Genomic DNA, 19,573 nt, shown 5'->3' with positions numbered 1-19,573 from the left:
ACCGGAGCGCCAAGCGACGATCGAACGCCTGCGCCTGCTGTGTGTGACCGCGCTGGTGGGCCTCATCGCGCTGGGGGTGGCGTGGGAGCTGTGGCTCGCGCCCCTGCCCCAAGGCACCGGCATGCTGGCCCTCAAGGTGCTGCCCCTGTGCCTGGGCGTGGCCGGCCTGCTCAAGCACCGGCTCTACACCTACCGCTGGCTCACCTTGCTGATCTGGCTGTACTTCACCGAAGGCGTGGTGCGCGTCACCGGCGATGCTGGCCTGTCTCAGATCCTGGCGGGCATCGAAGTCGCCCTCAGCGTGCTGCTGTTCACCGCCTGCTCGGTCTACATCCGCCTGCGCCTGCGCGTGCTGCCTCCCAAGCCCAAGAAGGGCGCAGCCGCATGAGCGACACGCCCTCGTCGCCCTGCGGCCAGCATGAGGCCTTGCTCGAAGCCTTGCGGCAGATGGTGGGCCCTGCTGCCGTTCTGAGGCCCGACGCCCACGATCCGCTCGATCGCCATCAGATCGACTGGCGCAAGCGTTACCGCGGTCAGGCCCTGGCCATCGTGCGCCCCGGCTCCACCGACGAGGTCGCTGCCGTCGTGCGCCTGTGCGCCCGTCACCGGGTCAGCATCGTGCCGCAGGGCGGCAACACCAGCCTGGTGGGCGGATCCGTGCCGGACGACAGCGGCCAGCAGATCGTGCTCAACCTGGGCCGGCTCAACCGCGTGCTCGCCGTCGATGCCGCCAACCTGTCCATGACCGTGCAGGCGGGCTGCCTGCTCGCCGAGGTGCAGCGTGCCGCAGACGAAGCCGGGCTGCTGTTCCCGCTGAGCCTGGCCTCTGAGGGCAGTTGCACCATCGGCGGCAACCTCGCCACCAACGCAGGGGGCACCCAGGTGCTGCGCTATGGCACGGCGCGCGAGCTGTGCCTGGGCCTGGAGGCGGTCACCGCCGAAGGCGAAGTCTGGGATGGCCTCAAAAGCCTGCGCAAGGACAACACCGGCTACGACCTGCGTGACCTCCTGATCGGCAGCGAAGGCACCCTCGCCGTCATCACGGCCGCCACCCTGCGCCTGTATCCCCGCCCCACCCACCGACAGGCCGCGCTGGTCGGCTGCGCCACCCTGGCGCAATGCGTGAGCCTGCTGCAACAGGCCCGCACCCTGCTCGACGCCCGCCTCACCGGTTTCGAGGTCATGCACCACGCCCCGGTGGCCCTGGCGCTGCACCACCTGCCCGAACAGGCGCAGGCGGCCCGCGCCCTGCTCACGCCGGATCAGCCCGCCCTGCCCGCCTGGACGGTGCTGCTCGACACCGCCGACACCGGTCGCGCCAGTACCTTGACCGACGACCTGGAAACCCTGCTGCACGAAGCCCAGCAACAAGGCCTCATCGAGCAGGCCACGCTGTCACAGACCGAAGCGCAATACCGCGCGATGTGGACGCTGCGCGAAGCCATCCCGGTGGCCGAGAAAATCGAAGGGCACATGGTCAAGCACGACATCGCCGTGCCCACCTCGCTCGTTCCCGCCTTCGTCACGCAAGCCGAAGCCGCGCTGCAGCAACTCGTCCCGGGCTGTCGCATCGTCTGCTTCGGTCACCTGGGCGATGGCAACCTGCACTACAACGTTCAGGCCCCGCTGGGCATGGACACCGCGGCCTTCCTCGTGCAGCACGAAGCCGCCATCCATGCCTTGGTGTATGACTTGGCCTTGAGCTTGAGCGGCACGATTTCGGCCGAGCATGGCATCGGTCAGCTCAAGCGGGCCGAACTGGGACAACGCCAAAGCGCCACCCGCACGGCCTGGATGCGCGCCATCAAGCACGCGCTCGACCCTGAAGATCGCTTCAACCCAGGTCGACTGGTCCCCTGACCTCAGGCGCACGAGCCGGCCCCCCCACGCAGGCGGGCGCTCACTGCAACGGGCCCTTGAGCCCTTCGGGAATGGGCAGGCTAAGCACCTCGATGCCCTCCTCACGCAGAGCCTCGCGCTCCTCGGGCGAGGTCTGACCGCGAATGGGGCGCTCCGGTGCGTCGCCATGGTGGATGCTGCGCGCCTCCTCGGCAAAACGCTCACCCACATCTTCGGTCTGGGTCACCACATGGCGGACCACCTGCAGATACGCGGCCTGCAAGGCCTGCAGCGCCGCCTCGGCGTTCTGGGACGCCTCGTCCCCGCCAGCGCGGGTCGCCGGCACGCCGCCAGCCCCCGACACCGGCGCCGCAACGTCCGGTGCAACCGGATGCGCACGGGCACGGCGACCTGCTGGAGGCAGGTCCTCACTCTTGAGATGCGAGACATTCAAGCGCGGCGCGGAGGGGCGGCGCACCACCTCCTGATCGCCACACACCGGACACGTCACCAAGCCGCGCGCCTGCTGTGACGCCAGGTCGTCGGACGAGGCAAACCAGCCTTCGAAATGATGACCGTGCGCGCAGTGAAGGTCTACCACCAACATCGTCAGGATCCGGTCGCGGGGGTCACACCGTCTGCCACTGCAGCGGCCAGCGCCCGGCACGCCACTGCAACAACCACATCATGCCCACCACCGTCTTGGCATCGGTGAGCTGGCCATCACGCATCCAGTCTTCGAGCTCCTGCTGCGTGGCCGTGAAGACGTCGAGGAACTCCCCCTCGTCGAGCTGACGCTCACCCAGGCTCAGCCCGTCGGCAAACCAGATCTCGATGACCTCGGTCGCATAGCCGATCACCGGATGCAGGATGCCGGCCTTGGCCCAGCGGGCTGCGCGGTAGCCGGTTTCTTCCAGCAGCTCGCGTTGTGCGCAGGCCAGTCCGCCCTCGCCCGCGTCCAGCTTGCCGGCCGGGAACTCGATCATGGTCTGACGCACCGGATAGCGGTACTGACGCTCCATCACCAGACGACCATCGGGCAGGATGGGCACGATCATCACCGCGCCCGGATGCACCACGTACTCACGGGTGGCCTCCCGGCCGTCGGGCAAAGCGACCCGGTCCCGGCGCAACTCCAGGAAATGCCCCTGGTAGACCGGCTCGGACGTCAGCGTGTCCTCACGCAGGTGGGCGTCGGCAGATGGCACGGATGAGGGGGACTCAGACTGGGGCATGACCCGGGGTACTCCGTCTCGATCTCAGTGCTTGCGCAGATAGCGCCACACGAAGCCGGGAAAGGCCAGCGTCAGGAACACGCACAACCACACCGCCACGAACTCCCAGCGCAACGGGCTGACGCGCCCGAGATGCCCCTCCAGCGCGCGGCCCAGCAGGGCCACGAGCAAGGCAAACACCAGCAACTCGAGCAGGCGCCAAGCCACGGACTTGGGTGAGCGACGTGGCCCGACCACAAACAAGCGTTCGTTCAGAAAAGGCAAATTGGCCGCGATCAACGCGGCCAACAGCACCAGAAGCACAGCCCATGCGGGCACGAGGCCCGTCATGGTGCTTCACGACGACACAAGGTCATCTTCATGTCGACATCATCCTGCCAAAGACTGGGTGATCACATTGGCGCACAGTGTCATCAGCGCACCGGGCAAGATGCCCAGGGCCAGCACGGCCAGCGCATTGATCGACAACAGTGCGGGTGCTGCGCCACCTTGGATGGCGGGAGACTGAGCTGCCGGCTCGTCAAAGTACATGACCTTGATCACGCGCAGGTAGTAGAACGCGGCGATCAGCGACAGCAACACGGCTGCGATCGACACGCCCAGCAGGACCGGATCGTTGGTGGTGATCAGCGCCTGCAGCACGGCCAGCTTGGCGTAGAAGCCCACGGTCGGCGGAATGCCGGCCAGCGAGAACATGAACACCGCCATCACACCGGCCAGCAAGGGGCTGCGCTTGTGCAGGCCAGCCAGGTCGGAAATTTCTTCCGACTCGAAGCCCGGACGCGACAGGACCATGATCAGGCCGAAGGTGCCCAGGGTGGTCAGCACGTAGGTCAGCACGTAGAACAACGAGGAGCCGTAGCCGTTGCCAGCCGACACGGTGTTGCCAGCCACCACGCTCGGGATGAAACCCAACAGCATGAAGCCCAGTTGCGCGATACCCGAGTAGGCCAGCATGCGCTTGAGGTTGCTCTGCGCAATGGCCGCCAGGTTACCCACAGCCATCGAGGCCACGGCCAGGATCATCAGCATCTGCTGCCAATCGGTGGCACTGTTGATCAGGCCTTCTACCAGCAGGCGGATGGTGATCGCGAACGCAGCCAGCTTGGGTGCACCAGCGACCAGCAGGGTCACGGCCGTCGGGGCGCCTTGGTAGACGTCAGGCACCCACATGTGGAATGGCACCACACCCAGCTTGAAGGCCAGGCCCGCAACGATGAACACCACGCCAAAAGCCAGCACCTGCTTGTTGATCTCGCCGGTCAGCGTGGCCTGATAGACCTCGGCGATGTCCAGCGAACCGGTGGCACCGTACATCATCGAAAGACCGTAGAGCAGGAAGCCCGAAGCCAGGGCACCCAGCACGAAGTACTTCATGCCGGCCTCGACCGCCTTGGCATCGTCACGACGCAGGGCCACCAGGGCATACAGCGACAGCGACATCAGCTCCAGGCCCAGGTAGATGGCCAGGAAGTTGTTGCCGATGATCATGATCGAGATGCCCAGCAGCGACAGCATGCTCAGCGAGAACAACTCGCCCTTGAGCAGGTCACGGCTGGCGGCATAGCTCTGGGCGTACACCAGGGTGCCCATCACGGCCAGGGTCGCACACAACGACAACAGGTGACCCATCGGATCGGTCACCACCATGCGTTGCATGGCGTACACCGATGCGCCACTGTCGAGCGCGCTGAGGTGCAAGCCTGCCACCACCGCCAGCGACAGCATGGTCAGGAAGTAGGTAGGCTTGCGCTGCGGGCAGGTGACGAACAGATCGAGGATCGCCACCACGCAGGCCATGCCCAGCAGGACGATCTCGGGGGTCACCGCGAGCCAGTTCAAATCAGTCATTTTGTGTCGGCCCTTAGTTCAACTTGCTCAGGGAGACGTGCTTGATCAGCTCCGTCACCGAAACGTGCATCACATCGGTGAAGGGCTTGGGCTGCAGGCCCATCCACAGCACGGCGGCCGCCAGCACGGCCAGAATCAGGAATTCGCGGGCGTTGATGTCCTTCAGCTCGCGCACGTGGTCGTTGGTCACGGCACCGAAGTACACGCGCTTGTACATCCACAGGGTGTAAGCCGCGCCGAAAATCAGGGCCGTGGCAGCGAGCAAGCCGATCAGGAAGTCGTACTCGACGGCACCCAGGATCACCAGCCACTCACCCACGAAACCAGCGGTACCCGGCAGGCCGCAGTTGGCCATCGAGAACAGCAGAGCGAAGGCCGCGAACTTGGGCATGGTGTTGACCACGCCGCCGTAGCTGGCGATTTCACGCGAGTGCACGCGGTCGTACAGCACACCGATGCTGAAGAACATGGCGCCCGACACGAAGCCGTGGGCGATCATCTGCACCAGGCCACCAACGATGCCCAGCTCGTTGAAGATGAAGAAGCCCAGGGTCACGAAACCCATGTGGGCGATGGACGAGTAGGCCACCAGCTTCTTCATGTCCTGCTGGACCATCGCGACCAGACCGATGTAGATCACACCGATCAGCGACAGACCGATGACGATCGGGGCGAACTGATGCGAGGCATCGGGCACGATCGGCAGCATGAAACGCAGGAAACCGTAGCAACCCAGCTTCAGCATGATCGCGGCCAGCACGATGGAACCACCGGTGGGAGCTTCCACGTGGGCGTCCGGCAACCAGGTGTGCACCGGCCACATCGGCACCTTCACAGCAAACGCCGCGAAGAACGCACCGAACAGCAAGGCCTGCGACGTGAACGGCAGCGGCAGCTTGTGCCAGGTCAGGATGTCGAAGCTGCCACCCGACTTGTAGTACAGGTAGACCAGAGCGATCAGCATCAGCAGCGAGCCGAGCAGGGTGTACAGGAAGAACTTGAAGGCGGCGTACACGCGACGCGGACCGCCCCAGATACCGATGATGATGTACATCGGGATCAGCGTGGCCTCGAAGAACACGTAGAACAGCATGCCGTCGAGCGCCGAGAACACGCCCACCATCAGACCCGACAGGATCAGGAAGGCGCCGTAGTACTGGTGCGGCCGGTCTTCAATGACTTCCCAGCCGGCCAGCACCACGATGATGGTGATGAAGGCGGTCAGCGGGACGAACCACATCGAGATGCCGTCAACGCCCAGGTGGTAGAACACATTGAAGCGCTCAATCCAGGCGGCCTTCTCGACGAACTGCATCGCTGCCGTCGTCGTGTCGAAGTCGGTCATCAAGGGCAGGGTCACCAGGAAGCTGATGACCGAACCGATCAACGCGATCCAGCGGGCGATGCCGGCGTGTTGCTGACGGCCAGCCACGAGCAACAGGATCCCGAAAGCCACCGGAATCCAGATGGCCAGAGAGAGGATATTGGAGGTTGTTTGCATGAACCGTTCCTCGCGCTCAGTGCTGCAGGAACACGAACCACGTCATGAGGGCGAGCACCCCCAGGATCATGACCAGCGCGTAGTGATAGAGGTAACCCGTCTGGAACAGGCGAGTCAGCGAGCCGATCAGGCCCACCAGCTTGGCAGAGCCGTTGACGATCAGGCCGTCGATCAGCGCCACGTCACCCACCTTCCAGAAGATGCGACCAATCAGTCGCGCTCCGGCGGCGAGGACCTTCTCGTTGAACCAGTCCAGGTAGTACTTGTTCTCGCCGATCACGATCAGCGGGCGCAGCACCTTGGCCAGGGTGGCCGGGATCTGCGGGGCCACCATGTAGAACACGTAAGCCGTGATCACACCGGCCAGAGCCAGCCAGAACGGTGCAGCCTGGAAGCCGTGCAGCGCCATGGCGGTCGCGCCGTGGAAGTGCGAGGCCAGCTCGGTCATCGCCGGGTGCTTGGCGGCGTCCACGAAGATCGCCGACTTCAGGAAGTCACCGAACAGCAGTGGGCCGACGGTCAGGAAACCGATCACCACCGAGGGGATGGCCAGCAGCACCAGCGGTGCCGTCACCACCCAGGGCGACTCGTGCGGCTCATGGGCATGGCCGTGGTCGTCGTCATGGTGGTCGTGCTCACCCGGGAAAGGCTTGTGGTGGAAGTTTTCCTTGCCATGGAAGACCAGGAAGTACACACGGAAGCTGTAGAACGCCGTGACGAAGACGCCAGCCAGCACCGCGAACTCGGCAAAGCCGGTGGCAGGCAGGTTGCTGGCTTCGACCGCCATGATGATCGAGTCCTTCGAGAAGTAACCCGAGAAGAACGGCGTGCCGATCAGCGCCAGGTTGGCCAGCAGGAAGGTGATCCAGGTGATGGGCATGCGCTTCCACAGACCACCCATGTTGCGGATGTCCTGATCGTGGTGCATGCCGATGATCACGGAACCAGCACCGAGGAACAGCAGGGCCTTGAAGAAGGCGTGGGTCATCACGTGGAACATGCCGACGCTGTAGGCGGAAACGCCCAGCGCCACGGTCATGTAACCCAGCTGCGACAGCGTGGAGTACGCCACCACACGCTTGATGTCGTTCTGGATGATGCCCAGGAAACCCATGAACAGCGCGGTGATCGAGCCGATGACCACGATGAAGTTCAGTGCGGCATCCGACAGCTCGAACAGCGGCGACATGCGCGAAACCATGAAGATACCGGCCGTCACCATGGTGGCGGCGTGGATCAGCGCGGAGATCGGGGTCGGGCCTTCCATCGAGTCAGGCAGCCACACGTGCAGCGGGAACTGCGCCGACTTGCCCATCGCACCGATGAACAGGCAGATGCAGATCACGGTGATCAGCGCCCAGTCGGTCTTGGGCAGCGTCAACGCGGTCAGGTCGTTGGCCTTGGCGAACAGCTCGGTGTAGTTGAGCGTGCCCGTGTAGGCCAGCAGCAGGCCGATGCCCAGGATGAAGCCGAAGTCACCGACACGGTTGACCAGGAAGGCCTTCATGTTGGCGAACGTGGCCGTGGGCTTCTTGAACCAGAAACCGATCAGCAGGTACGACACCAGGCCCACCGCTTCCCAGCCGAAGAACAGCTGCAGCAGGTTGTTGCTCATCACGAGCATCAACATCGAGAAGGTGAACAGCGAGATGTAGCTGAAGAAGCGCTGATAGCCGTCGTCCTCTTCCATGTAGCCGATGGTGTAGATGTGCACCATCAGCGACACGAAGGTCACCACGCACATCATCATCGCGGTCAGACCGTCGACCATGAAGCCGACTTCCATCTTGAGCGTGCCCAGGGTCATCCACTCGTAGACGGTGCCATTGAAGCTGGCCCCATCGACGGCGACGGCCTTGAGCGTCATCGCCGAGATGATGAACGAGATCAGCACACCCAGGATGGTGAGCAGGTGGGCGCCGCGACGACCAATCGTCTTGCCGAACAAGCCGGCAGCGATCGAGCCGACCAGCGGTGCGAGGGGCACCGCCAGCAGCGAATTGAGAGAAAGTTCAGACATTGTTGTATCTCTCCCGATCAGCCCTTGAGGGTGTCCAGCTCGCTCACGTTGATCGCGTGGCGATTACGGAAGACCAGCACCAGAATGGCCAAACCGATGGCCGACTCGGCGGCCGCGACGGTGAGGATGAAGAAGACGAAGACCTGACCGGCCATGTCACCCAGATAGTGGGAGAAGGCCACGAAGTTCAGGTTCACGGCCAGCAGCATCAGCTCGATGGCCATCAACAGCACGATCAGGTTCTTGCGGTTCAGGAAGATGCCGATGATCGACATCGTGAACAGGATCGCGCCCAGCGACAGATAGTGTCCAAGGGTGATCGACGTCATGCTTGGCCTCCAGCCTGGTTGTTGGCATCGGCTTCGACCGCAGGGGCCTCCACCACGGCAGCCACCTTGTGCACGCGCAGGCGGTCGGCCTTCTTGACGCGGACCTGTTCGGCCGGCTTCTGGAAGCGTGCATCCTTGCGCTTGCGCAGCGTCAGGGCGATGGCGGCAATGATGCCCACCAGCAAGATGACGGCCGCGACCTGCACGGGGAACAGATAGTTGCTGAACAGTTCGATGCCCAGCGCCTTGGCGTTGGGCACTGCAGCCACCTCAGGCGGCATGGTCTTGGCGACGGGCAGGTCGAAACCGCGGGTCAGCACGAACGACATCTGAAGCACGATGAGGACGCCGATCAGGCCGGCCACCGGCACATGCTTCCAGAAGCCGCGACGCAGCGAATCGGTGTTGATATCGAGCATCATCACCACGAACAGGAAGAGCACCATCACCGCCCCCACGTACACGAGCACGAGGGAGATGGCGAGGAACTCGGCTTGCAGCAACATCCACACGCACGAAGCACTGGCGAACGCCAACACCAGATGCAGGACGGCGGTCACCGGGCTCTTGGCGGTGATCACGCGGAAACCCGCGTAGACCAGCACGAAGGCGAAGGTATAGAAAAGTAGGCTTAAGGTGTCCATAACGGGTCAGCGGTATTTCGCGTCCGCCTCCTTGTTGGCTGCAATTTCCTTTTCGTAGCGATCACCCACCGCCAGGAGCATGTCCTTAGTGAAGTACAGATCGCCGCGCTTCTCGCCGTGGTATTCGAAGATGTGGGTTTCCACGATCGAATCCACCGGGCAGCTTTCTTCGCAGAAGCCGCAGAAGATGCACTTGGTCAGGTCGATGTCGTAGCGGGTGGTGCGGCGCGAGCCGTCATCACGCACATCGGACTCGATGGTGATGGCCATGGCCGGGCAGACGGCTTCGCACAGCTTGCAGGCGATGCAGCGCTCTTCGCCGTTGTCATAACGGCGCAGAGCGTGCAGACCACGGAAGCGAGGCGACAGCGGGGTCTTTTCTTCCGGGAACTGCACGGTGATGTGCGGCTTCAGGAAGTGACGACCGGTCAGGGCCAGACCTTTCAACATGTCCAGCAGGAAAAAGCTGGTCACGAACTCTTTGAGGGACGTAGCAGACATTTCGATGGCCCCTTATTTCCAGATGTTCCAGGGCGACATCATCCAGCCGCCAACGATCACCAGCCAGATCAGCGTGACAGGGATGAAGATCTTCCAGCCCAGACGCATGATCTGGTCGTAACGGAAGCGGGGGAAGGAAGCACGCACCCACAGGAACATCGTCACGATGATGAAGGTCTTGATGCCCAGCCAGATCCAGCCCGGGATGAAGCTCAGGAACTCCACCGGTGCCAGCCAGCCCCCAAAGAACAGGATCGCGCACAGGGTCGAGACCAGGATCATGTTGGCGTATTCGGCCAGGAAGAACATGGCGAACGACATGCCCGAGTACTCGATCATGTGACCGGCCACGATTTCCGATTCACCTTCCACCACGTCGAAGGGGTGGCGGTTGGTTTCGGCCAAGCCGGAGATGAAGTACACGACCACAACCGGCAGCAGCGGCAGCCAGTTCCACGACAGGAAGCCCAGGCCCATTTCTGCGAACTGGCCCTTGCCCTGGCTCAGCACGATGTCGGACATGTTCAGCGAGCCGGCGGTCATCAGCACGATCACGAAGCAGAAGCCCATCGCGATTTCGTAGGACACCATCTGTGCCGAGGCGCGCAGCGCACCCAGGAAGGCGTACTTCGAGTTCGAGGCCCAGCCGGCGATGATCACGCCATAGACTTCCAGCGAGGTGATGGCCATCAGGAACAGCAGGCCGGCGTTGACGTTGGCCAGCGCGACTTCCGGACCGAAGGGGATCACGGCCCATGCGGCCAGGGCCGGCATGATGGTCATGATCGGGCCCAGGAAGAACAGGCTCTTGTTGGCCGCCGTCGGGATGATCACTTCCTTGAAGATAAGCTTGACGGCGTCAGCGATCGGCTGCAGCAAGCCCAGCGGACCCGTGCGGTTGGGACCGGGACGGATCTGCGTCCAGGCAATCGCCTTGCGCTCCCACAGGGTCAGATAAGCCACGCAACCGAGCAGCGGCAGCACCAGCGCCACGATCTTGATCAGCGACCAGACCACGGGCCAGGCTGCGCCCAGGTTGGCGGCACCAGCGTTGTACAGGGTATCAATCATCTGTTGTCTCCCCTACCCTTCAGGCCTTTTCGACGCGGACTGCGCCGAAGGAAGCACCCAGGGTGGCGGTGGCCGCCGTGGCAGCGGGCACGCGCACGACGTTGGCAGGCAGGCTGGCGTCCAGGGCAGCCGGCAACACCGCCGACGCGCCGTCTTGCGTGACCTTGACCTGCGCACCTTGGGACAGGCCCAGCTCGGCCCACAGGGCTTGCGGCAGGCTGGCGACCGGGCACTTGGCGTCGGCCGTCGCTTGCAGCGCGGGGGCGCGGCGCACCAGGGCGTCAGCGCTGTAGATGGGCACGTCGGCCAGACGCTCCAGACCACCGGTGGACGCACCCAGCTGGATGGCCGCCGAGGTGGCGTTGTTCAGCTTGGCGGGCAGCGCAGCCAGGTCACCCAGGGCGGCGGCCTTGACCTCTTCCGAGGTCTCGAAACCAAAGTTGGCCACACCCAGCATCGTGCCCAGCACGCGCAACACCTTCCAGGCCGGACGGGCATCGCCTTGAGGCTTGACCGAACCGTGGAAGCTCTGCACGCGACCTTCGGCGTTCACGAAGGTGCCCGACGTTTCGGCAAAAGCCGCGATCGGCAGGATGCAATCGGCGTAGTCCATCGCCGAGGTCTTGAACGACGACAGCGACACGACCATTTCGGCGCCCTGCACCGCGGCCATGGCGGCAGCGGGGTTGGCAGCGTCGAACTCGGGCTCGACGCCCAGCAGCAGCATGCCCTTCAGACCCTTGCCTGCCAGCATCTGACCTGCGTTCAGGCCGCCTTGTTGAGGCTGGGCACCGACCAGTTGTGCACCGACCGAGTTGGCCGACTCACCGAAGAAGCCCAGCTTGGCGCCGGTCTGCTCGGCGATCCACTGGCCCAGGGCCTGCAGCGACGAGGCTTGCGGGTGTTGCACGGCGGCATTGCCCAGCAACACTGCGCCACGTTGGCCGGACAGCAGCGACGCGGCGATGGCCTTGGCCGCCTCGGTGGCATTGCCTGCGACCGGGGCGCTCACGCCCTTCTCGGCCGCCACGGCAGCGGCAACGTCGGCCAGGGCTTGCACCCAGGCGCTCGGGGCCACGGTCACGCGGTTGGCGACGGGCAGCAGCCAGTCGTCGTTCACGCCGCCGATGGCGGAAACCTGGGCACCGCGCTTGGCGGCCTGACGCAGACGCGAGGCGAACAGCGGGTGATCCTTGCGCAGGAAGGAGCCGACGACCAGGGCGCGGTCCAGTGTAGACAGCTCGCCGATCGGCAGACCCAGCCAACGCGCACCGGCGCCGGTGGTGAAGTCAGCCTGACGCAGGCGGGTGTCGACGTTGTCGGAACCCAGGCCGCGCATCAGTTGCGCCAGCAGGTACAGCTCTTCAACGGTGCTGTGCTCGGTGGCCAGGGCGCCGATCGTGTTGGCGCCTTGTTCCTTGCTGATGCACTTCAGACCTTGGGCCACGTATTCCAGGGCCGTGGTCCAGTCGACTTCACGCCATTGCCCGCCCTGCTTGAGCATGGGCTTGGTGATGCGCTGGTCGCTGTTGAGGGCTTCGTAGCTGAAACGATCGCGGTCGGCGATCCAGCACTCGTTGACATCTTCGTTTTCGAGCGGCACCACGCGCAGCACCTTGCCATTCTTGACCTGAACGATCAGGTTGGCACCGGTGGAGTCGTGCGGGCTCACACTCTTGCGACGCGACAGCTCCCACGTGCGGGCGCTGTAGCGGAAAGGCTTGCTGGTCAGGGCACCGACCGGGCACAGGTCGATCATGTTGCCCGACAGTTCGGAGTCCACGGTCTGACCGACGAAGGTCTCGATTTCCGAGTGCTCGCCGCGGTTGACCATGCCCAGCTCCATGACGCCGGCCACTTCCTGGCCGAAACGCACGCAGCGGGTGCACTGGATGCAGCGGCTCATCTCTTCCATCGAGATCAGCGGGCCGACTTCCTTGTGGAAGACCACGCGCTTTTCTTCGTTGTAGCGAGAGGCGCTGCCGCCGTAACCCACAGCCAGGTCTTGCAACTGGCACTCACCGCCCTGGTCGCAGATCGGGCAATCGAGCGGGTGGTTGATCAGCAGGAACTCCATCACGCTCTGCTGAGCCTTGATGGCCTTCTCGCTCTTGGTGCGCACGATCATGCCTTGCGTCACGGGCGTGGCGCAGGCGGGCATGGGCTTGGGCGCCTTTTCGACGTCGACCAGGCACATGCGGCAGTTCGCAGCGATCGAGAGCTTCTTGTGATAGCAGAAGTGCGGGATGTAGGTGCCAGATTGCTCAGCCGCATGCATCACCATGCTGCCTTCCTGGCACTGGACTTTCTGTCCGTCGATTTCGATTTCAACCATGACTGTTGTCCAGTTCAGATGTAGGACGGCACAACACAGGACTTGTGCTCAATGTGGTGCACGAACTCATCGCGGTAGTGCTTGATGAAGGCGCGCACCGGCATGGCAGCCGCATCGCCCAGGGCGCAAATGGTGCGTCCCTGGATGTTCTCGGCCACGTTGTCCAGCAGTTCGATGTCTTCCGGACGACCACGGCCGGTTTCGATGCGATCAACCATGCGCCACAGCCAGCCCGTGCCTTCGCGGCAAGGGGTGCACTGGCCGCAGGACTCGTGCATGTAGAAGTAGGACAGGCGTTGCAGGGCCTTGACCATGCAGCGGGTTTCGTCCATCACGATGACCGCGCCCGAACCCAGCATGGAGCCGGCCTTGGCGATGGCGTCATAGTCCATCGTCACGTCCATCATGATGTGGCCGGGGATGACGGGCGACGACGAACCACCGGGGATCACGGCCTTGAGCTTCTTGCCGCCGCGCACGCCACCGGCGAGCTCCAGCAGCTTGGAGAACGGCGTGCCCAGCGGGATTTCGTAGTTGCCAGGCAACTCGACGTCACCGCTGATGGTGAACAGCTTGGTGCCACCGGCGTTGGGCTTACCCACGGCCAGGAAGGCCTCGCCACCGTTGCGGATGATCCAGGGGACGGCCGCGAAGGTTTCGGTGTTGTTGATGGTGGTCGGCTTGCCGTACAGACCGAAGCTGGCCGGGAAAGGCGGCTTGAAGCGGGGCTGGCCCTTCTTGCCTTCCAGCGATTCCAGCAGTGCGGTTTCTTCACCGCAGATGTAGGCGCCGAAACCATGGTGTGCGTGCAGCTGGAAGCTGAAGTCGCTGCCCATGATGTTGTTGCCGAGGTAGCCGGCCGCGCGGGCTTCTTCCAGGGCGGCTTCGAAACGCTCATAGGCTTCGAAGATCTCGCCGTGGATGTAGTTGTAGCCCACGGTGATGCCCATCGCGTAGGCCGCGATGATCATGCCTTCGATGACGGTGTGGGGGTTGTAGCGCAGGATCTCGCGGTCCTTGGCCGTGCCCGGCTCCCCTTCGTCGGAGTTGCAGACGAGGTACTTCTGGCCCGGGAAGGTGCGGGGCATGAAGCTCCACTTCAGACCGGTGGGGAAGCCGGCGCCACCACGACCACGCAGGGACGAGGCCTTGACTTCGGCAATGACCTGATCCTGGGTCATGCCTTCGCCGCCGTCCTTGCCCAGGATCTTGCGCAGCGCCGCGTAACCGCCGCGCGACTCGTAGTCCTTCAGGCCCCAGTTGGTGCCGTCAATGCCCGCGTAGATCTGGGGCTCGATGTGGCGGCCGTGGAAAACGGTTTCCTTGCCGGTCGCCTGGAATTTGGAAAGGTCAAGCATCTTGTCTCCCCCTCACTTGGCCTGAGCCTTGAGCGCATCGACCAGCTCGTCGAGCTTGTCGTTGCTCATGAAGCTGACCATCTGACGGTCGTTGACCAGGGCCACCGGTGCGTCGGCGCAAGCACCCAGGCACTCGCAATGCGACACGGTGAACAGGCCATCGGCCGTGGTGCCACCGTCTTCCACACCCAGCTTGTCGCACAGGTATTGCAGGGCGCCTTGGCCATTGCGCAGCTGGCAAGGCAGGTTGGTACACACGTTCAACTTGTACTTGCCCACGGGCTTTTGGTTGTACATGTTGTAGAACGTGGTCACTTCGTGCACGGCGATGGCGGGCATGCCGATGTGATCGGCGATGGCCTGCTCGGCCTCGGGCGAGACCCAGCCCTGCTCCTGCTGGATGATGGACAGACAGGCCATGACCGCCGACTGACGCTGGTCAGCCGGGTACTTGGCGATTTCGCGGTCGAAGCGCGCTTTGGTTTGTTCGCTCAGCATGATTAGCTCGGTCACTTAGCGGTCGATTTCACCGAACACGATGTCCATCGTGCCGATGATGGCCACGGCGTCGGCCAGCATGTGGCCACGGGACATTTCGTCAAGGGCAGCCAGGTGCGGGAAGCCGGGGGCACGGATCTTCAGGCGGTAGGGCTTGTTGGCACCGTCGGAAGCCAGGTAGATGCCGAACTCGCCCTTGGGGTGTTCGACGGCGGCGTAGGCTTCGCCTTCGGGCACGTGGAAGCCTTCGGTGAACAGCTTGAAGTGGTGAATCAGCTGTTCCATCGAGGTCTTCATTTCGACACGCGAGGGCGGCGCCACCTTGTGGTTGTCGGTGATGACCGGACCCGGGTTGGCGCGCAGCCAGTCCACGCACTGCTTGATGATGCGGTTGGACTGACGCAGCTCTTCGACGCGGACCACATAGCGGTCGTAGCAGTCACCGTTGGTGCCGACGGGGATGTCGAAGTCGAGCTGGTCGTAGACGTCGTAGGGCTGGTGCTTACGCAGGTCCCACACGACGCCAGAGCCACGCAGCATGGCGCCAGTCAGGCCCATCTGCATGGCGCGCTCGGGCGTCACCACACCGATGCCCACGGTACGCTGCTTCCAGATCCGGTTGTCGGTCAGCAAGGTCTCGTACTCGTCGACCATCTTGGGGAAACGCTGCGTGAAGTCGTCGATGAAGTCGAGCAGCGAACCTTGACGGTTCTCGTTCATGCGAGCGATCGTCTTGGCGTTCTTGATCTTGCTGACCTTGTACTGCGGCATCGTGTCCGGCAGGTCGCGGTAGACGCCACCCGGACGGAAGTAGGCCGCGTGCATGCGGGCACCCGAGACGGCTTCGTACATGTCGAAGAGGTCTTCGCGCTCACGGAAGCAGTAGATCAGGATGTTCATGGCGCCGCAGTCGAAACCGTGAGCGCCCAACCACAAGAGGTGGTTCAGCACGCGCGTGATTTCGGCAAACATCACGCGGATGTACTGCGCACGCACCGGCACCTCGATGCCCATCATCTTTTCGATGGCCAGGCAGTAGGCGTGCTCGTTGCACATCATCGACACGTAATCCAGTCGGTCCATGTAGGGCAGCGACTGGATGAAGGTCTTGGACTCAGCCAGCTTCTCGGTGGCGCGGTGCAGCAGGCCGATGTGCGGATCGGCACGCTGGATGACTTCGCCGTCCAGCTCGAGGATCAGACGCAGCACGCCGTGCGCGGCCGGGTGCTGCGGACCGAAGTTCAGGGTGTAGTTCTTGATTTCTGACATGACTCAGGCCTTGTGCATCAGTGGAGACCACCGTAGTTGTCTTCGCGGATGATGCGCGGGGTGATCTCGCGCGGCTCGATGGTGACGGGCTGGTAGACCACGCGCTTTTGCGCTTCGTCGTAAGTCATTTCGACGTAGCCGGTCGTCGGGAAGTCCTTGCGGAAGGGGTGACCGATGAAACCGTAGTCCGTCAGGATGCGGCGCAGGTCGTTGTGACCGTCGAAGATGATGCCGTACAGGTCAAAGGCTTCGCGCTCGAACCAGTTCGCGCTGTTCCACACATCGGTGACGGAGGCCAGCACAGGGAAGTCGTCGTCCGGGGCAAAGGCCTTCAGGCGCAGACGCCAGTTCTTGCTGACCGACAGCAGGTGCGTGACGGCGCAAAAGCGCGGGCCGTCGGCGTAGATGCTGGGGCCGCCGTCCTTGTAGGTGGAGTAGTCCATGCCGCACAGGTCGACCAGCATCTCGAACTTCAGCTCGGCGTGGTCGCGCAGGGTCAGGCAGATGTCGTGGTAGTCAGCGGCGGACACGGTCAGGGTCAGTTCACCCTTGATGCTGTCCAGGCGCTTGATCTTGTCGCCCAGGATGCGTTCCAGGGTGGCTTGCAGGTTGGCGAGTTTCTGGCTCATGCAATGGCTCCTGATCAGCGGGCAATGGTGTTTTCGCGGCGGATCTTGGCCTGCAGCTGCAGGATGCCGTAGAGCAGCGCTTCAGCCGTCGGAGGGCAGCCCGGCACGTACACGTCCACCGGCACGATGCGGTCGCAACCGCGCACCACCGAGTAGCTGTAGTGGTAGTAGCCACCGCCGTTGGCGCAGGAACCCATGGACAGCACCCAGCGGGGCTCGGCCATCTGGTCGTACACCTTGCGCAGGGCAGGCGCCATCTTGTTGCACAGCGTGCCGGCCACGATCATCAGGTCGGACTGACGGGGGCTGGGACGGAACAACATGCCAAAACGGTCGATGTCGTAGCGCGCCGCACCGGCGTGCATCATCTCGACCGCGCAACAGGCCAGACCAAACGTCATCGGCCAGAGCGATCCGGTCTTGGACCAGTTGATCAGCGTGTCGGCCGACGTGGTGATGAAGCCCTCTTTGAAGACGCCTTCGATACCCATGTGTATTACCTCTTCAGATTCCTGTGGGGGACGAGCGAGACGGGATCACTCCCAGTCGAGCGCACCCTTCTTCCATTCGTAGACGAAGCCCACGACCAGGATGCCCAGGAAGAGCATGACGGTCAGGAAGCCTGTCATGCCCACTTCCTTGAGCGCCACAGCCCAAGGGAACAGGAACGCGATTTCCAGGTCGAACAGAATGAAGAGGATGGCGACCAGGTAGTAGCGCACATCGAACTTCATCCGGGCGTCTTCGAAAGCCTCGAAGCCGCATTCGTAGGGGGAGTTCTTTGCCTCGTCAGGGCGACGAGGGCCGAGCAGGAAGCCCAGCAACTGGGGTGCGACACCGACACCGACGCCGACCAGAATGAAAAGGATGACCGGCAGGTATTGCTCAATGTTCATCATGATGTGGGGCCTCAGATGGAACAAATTGTGTGATTGGACCACACAGACAAAAGAAAAGCGCGCCCGGCATCATGGCCATCAGGAGGATCCTGACGGAACATCAACCAAAGCGCGCCCACCGGAGCGCTTCACGCCTTGGACACATGCCTGTGAGGGCAAGTGCCACCGCCAAGTGACCAGCTGGGGAAGAATTACCGATGCTGATCATAGGGGGCGCAAAGACTCGTTTAGAAATCTTATGGTGCCGACGGCGAGACTCGAACTCGCACAGCTTTCGCCACTACCCCCTCAAGATAGCGTGTCTACCAATTTCACCACGTCGGCCAATGAACCTTTTGGGTCCGCTTGTTGTTTGCTTCGGCTTGCGTGAGGTTTGCTCACCGAAGACTCACATTCTAAACCGAAAAATCGGCTTGTTGAACCGATGCCCCACAAGAGGACATCAGATTCATCACTTCGACGGAATCAGCGCTGCACCGGAAGCCGGCGTAGAAGGCACCGAAGCCGCGACCGGCGCCGAAGCAGCCTGCTCCAGGATGCTGGCGCCTTGCGAGGCGGCACCACGCAGGTTGCCGAAGTAAGCCAGCGCCAGGGTCGACACGAAGAAGATCGTGGCGGCCACAGCGGTAGAGCGAGACAGAAAGTTGGCACTGCCGGTGGCACCGAACAGGCTGCCGGACGCACCGCTGCCGAAGGAGGCGCCCATATCGGCCCCCTTGCCGTGCTGCACCAGCACCAGGCCGATCATGGCCAGCGCGGAGAGCACTTGCAGCAGCAGCACCAAGGTCATCAAGGTTTGTTGCATGAATGAAACTCCAGAGTCAGTCTTGACGCGCGAACCGGTCAGGCCGCGCGAGCGATGGCCGCAAAGTCAGCCGCCTTGAGTGCGGCGCCGCCGATGAGACCACCGTTGATGTCGGGCTGCGAGAACAGCTCGACCGCGTTATCGGGCTTGACGCTGCCGCCATACAGCAAGGGGATGTCAGCTGCGCTGGACGTGGCCTTGGCCAGTTGGGCGCGCAGGCTGGCATGCACCGCTTGTGCCTGAGCGGGCGAAGCGGTCTTGCCGGTGCCGATGGCCCAGACGGGCTCATACGCCACCACGACGCGGGCGATGTCGGCGCCCAGGGTGTCGATGACGGCCTGCAGCTGGCGACCCACGACCGCTTCGGTCTGGTTCGCCTCACGTTCGGCCAGCGTTTCGCCCACGCACACTATGGGCACCAGACCGTGCGCGAGCGCGGCCTTGGCCTTGTCAGCGACCAGCTGGTCGCTTTCACCGTGGTAGCTGCGACGCTCGGAGTGACCCACGATGGCGTAGGTGGCGCCGAACTCGCGGATCATGGGACCCGCGACTTCGCCGGTGTACGCACCCTGGGTCTGCGCCGAGATGTCTTGCGTGCCGACGGCGATGGCCGTGCCTTGCAGGGCATCGGCCACATCCGCCAGGAACACGAAGGGCGGGCACACCGCCACATCCGCGTTGGGCGCCGTGGTGGCCAGGTCGGCCACCAGAAGACCCTGAATCAGCTCTGCATTGAAGGCACGGCTACCGTGCATCTTCCAGTTGCCAACGACCAGTTTCTTCATGACG

21 protein-coding genes and 1 tRNA gene are annotated in these 19,573 nt (G+C 63.4%); 2 read left to right on the top strand and 20 right to left on the bottom strand.

The features are described from left to right. Positions 1–388, top strand: a 388-nt coding sequence (locus RBT42_RS13380) for a DUF2069 domain-containing protein (RefSeq protein ID WP_413785902.1), incomplete at its 5' end; no start/stop codon positions are given. Beyond that, positions 385–1,860 carry an FAD-binding oxidoreductase gene (locus tag RBT42_RS13375; RefSeq protein WP_320365930.1) on the top strand — a complete coding sequence of 492 codons (1,476 nt, stop codon included), beginning with the start codon at positions 385–387 and terminating at the stop codon, positions 1,858–1,860. The genes RBT42_RS13380 and RBT42_RS13375, both read left to right, overlap by 4 nt. Before the next feature lie 40 nt (positions 1,861–1,900). Here the strand turns inward: RBT42_RS13375 and RBT42_RS13370 are convergent, their stop codons facing one another. From RBT42_RS13370 to tpiA, 20 genes are all read right to left on the bottom strand, one after another. Further along, complete coding sequence (locus tag RBT42_RS13370) at positions 1,901–2,446, bottom strand: DUF1178 family protein (protein ID WP_320365929.1); 546 nt, start codon at positions 2,444–2,446, stop codon at positions 1,901–1,903. 22 nt (positions 2,447–2,468) lie between these two features. Beyond that, complete coding sequence (locus RBT42_RS13365; protein ID WP_320365927.1) at positions 2,469–3,074, bottom strand: NUDIX hydrolase; 606 nt, start codon at positions 3,072–3,074, stop codon at positions 2,469–2,471. 24 nt (positions 3,075–3,098) lie between these two features. Beyond that, complete coding sequence (locus RBT42_RS13360; RefSeq protein ID WP_320365925.1) at positions 3,099–3,404, bottom strand: DUF2818 family protein; 306 nt, start codon at positions 3,402–3,404, stop codon at positions 3,099–3,101. A gap of 39 nt (positions 3,405–3,443) precedes the next feature. Continuing rightward, positions 3,444–4,925, bottom strand: a complete 1,482-nt coding sequence (nuoN, locus tag RBT42_RS13355) for an NADH-quinone oxidoreductase subunit NuoN (RefSeq protein WP_320365923.1) — start codon at positions 4,923–4,925, stop codon at positions 3,444–3,446. Between the two features lie 13 nt (positions 4,926–4,938). Next, positions 4,939–6,426 (bottom strand): NADH-quinone oxidoreductase subunit M, encoded by a 1,488-nt coding sequence (locus tag RBT42_RS13350; protein ID WP_320365921.1) that lies wholly within the window; start codon positions 6,424–6,426, stop codon positions 4,939–4,941. Positions 6,427–6,442: 16 nt separating this feature from the next. Further along, on the bottom strand, positions 6,443–8,446 hold the full coding sequence (gene nuoL, locus RBT42_RS13345; RefSeq protein WP_320365919.1) for an NADH-quinone oxidoreductase subunit L: 2,004 nt from the start codon (positions 8,444–8,446) through the stop codon (positions 6,443–6,445). Positions 8,447–8,463: 17 nt separating this feature from the next. Then, the gene (nuoK, locus tag RBT42_RS13340) at positions 8,464–8,775 is read right to left on the bottom strand and encodes an NADH-quinone oxidoreductase subunit NuoK (RefSeq protein ID WP_320365918.1); all 312 of its coding nucleotides are present in this window, start codon (positions 8,773–8,775) and stop codon (positions 8,464–8,466) included. Next, on the bottom strand, positions 8,772–9,419 hold the full coding sequence (locus RBT42_RS13335) for an NADH-quinone oxidoreductase subunit J (RefSeq protein WP_320365916.1): 648 nt from the start codon (positions 9,417–9,419) through the stop codon (positions 8,772–8,774). The genes nuoK and RBT42_RS13335 overlap by 4 nt, the downstream gene beginning before the upstream one ends. Positions 9,420–9,425: 6 nt before the next feature. After that, positions 9,426–9,920 carry an NADH-quinone oxidoreductase subunit NuoI gene (nuoI, locus tag RBT42_RS13330; protein ID WP_320365914.1) on the bottom strand — a complete coding sequence of 165 codons (495 nt, stop codon included), beginning with the start codon at positions 9,918–9,920 and terminating at the stop codon, positions 9,426–9,428. A gap of 12 nt (positions 9,921–9,932) precedes the next feature. Further along, positions 9,933–10,991, bottom strand: coding sequence for an NADH-quinone oxidoreductase subunit NuoH (gene nuoH, locus RBT42_RS13325; protein ID WP_320365912.1), 1,059 nt, complete (start codon positions 10,989–10,991; stop codon positions 9,933–9,935). A 19-nt stretch (positions 10,992–11,010) separates the two neighbouring features. Next, positions 11,011–13,326: an NADH-quinone oxidoreductase subunit NuoG gene (gene nuoG / locus RBT42_RS13320; protein ID WP_320365910.1), complete on the bottom strand. Its 2,316-nt coding sequence runs from the start codon at positions 13,324–13,326 to the stop codon at positions 11,011–11,013. A 14-nt stretch (positions 13,327–13,340) separates the two neighbouring features. Continuing rightward, positions 13,341–14,684, bottom strand: a complete 1,344-nt coding sequence (gene nuoF, locus RBT42_RS13315; RefSeq protein WP_320365909.1) for an NADH-quinone oxidoreductase subunit NuoF — start codon at positions 14,682–14,684, stop codon at positions 13,341–13,343. Between the two features lie 12 nt (positions 14,685–14,696). Continuing rightward, positions 14,697–15,182, bottom strand: a complete 486-nt coding sequence (gene nuoE, locus RBT42_RS13310) for an NADH-quinone oxidoreductase subunit NuoE (protein WP_320365907.1) — start codon at positions 15,180–15,182, stop codon at positions 14,697–14,699. 15 nt (positions 15,183–15,197) lie between these two features. Next, complete coding sequence (locus RBT42_RS13305; RefSeq protein WP_320365905.1) at positions 15,198–16,451, bottom strand: NADH-quinone oxidoreductase subunit D; 1,254 nt, start codon at positions 16,449–16,451, stop codon at positions 15,198–15,200. A gap of 17 nt (positions 16,452–16,468) precedes the next feature. Further along, positions 16,469–17,080: an NADH-quinone oxidoreductase subunit C gene (locus RBT42_RS13300; RefSeq protein ID WP_320365903.1), complete on the bottom strand. Its 612-nt coding sequence runs from the start codon at positions 17,078–17,080 to the stop codon at positions 16,469–16,471. 14 nt (positions 17,081–17,094) lie between these two features. Then, positions 17,095–17,571: a NuoB/complex I 20 kDa subunit family protein gene (locus RBT42_RS13295; RefSeq protein ID WP_035035151.1), complete on the bottom strand. Its 477-nt coding sequence runs from the start codon at positions 17,569–17,571 to the stop codon at positions 17,095–17,097. Between the two features lie 45 nt (positions 17,572–17,616). Beyond that, positions 17,617–17,976, bottom strand: coding sequence for an NADH-quinone oxidoreductase subunit A (locus RBT42_RS13290; RefSeq protein WP_306563584.1), 360 nt, complete (start codon positions 17,974–17,976; stop codon positions 17,617–17,619). A gap of 242 nt (positions 17,977–18,218) precedes the next feature. Beyond that, positions 18,219–18,303, bottom strand: a tRNA-Leu gene (locus RBT42_RS13285). Positions 18,304–18,430: 127 nt separating this feature from the next. Next, complete coding sequence (gene secG, locus RBT42_RS13280; protein WP_320365893.1) at positions 18,431–18,784, bottom strand: preprotein translocase subunit SecG; 354 nt, start codon at positions 18,782–18,784, stop codon at positions 18,431–18,433. 38 nt (positions 18,785–18,822) lie between these two features. Continuing rightward, positions 18,823–19,569, bottom strand: a complete 747-nt coding sequence (tpiA, locus tag RBT42_RS13275) for a triose-phosphate isomerase (protein ID WP_320365891.1) — start codon at positions 19,567–19,569, stop codon at positions 18,823–18,825. Positions 19,570–19,573 lie beyond the last annotated feature (4 nt).

Origin of the sequence: Aquabacterium sp. (genome assembly GCF_034003525.1) — a bacterium.
In the GTDB taxonomy this organism is placed as follows: Bacteria; Pseudomonadota; Gammaproteobacteria; order Burkholderiales; family Burkholderiaceae_C; genus Aquabacterium.
The sequence above is the reverse complement of the archived record's forward strand: the minus strand, read 5'-3'. Positions and strand labels throughout refer to the sequence as shown.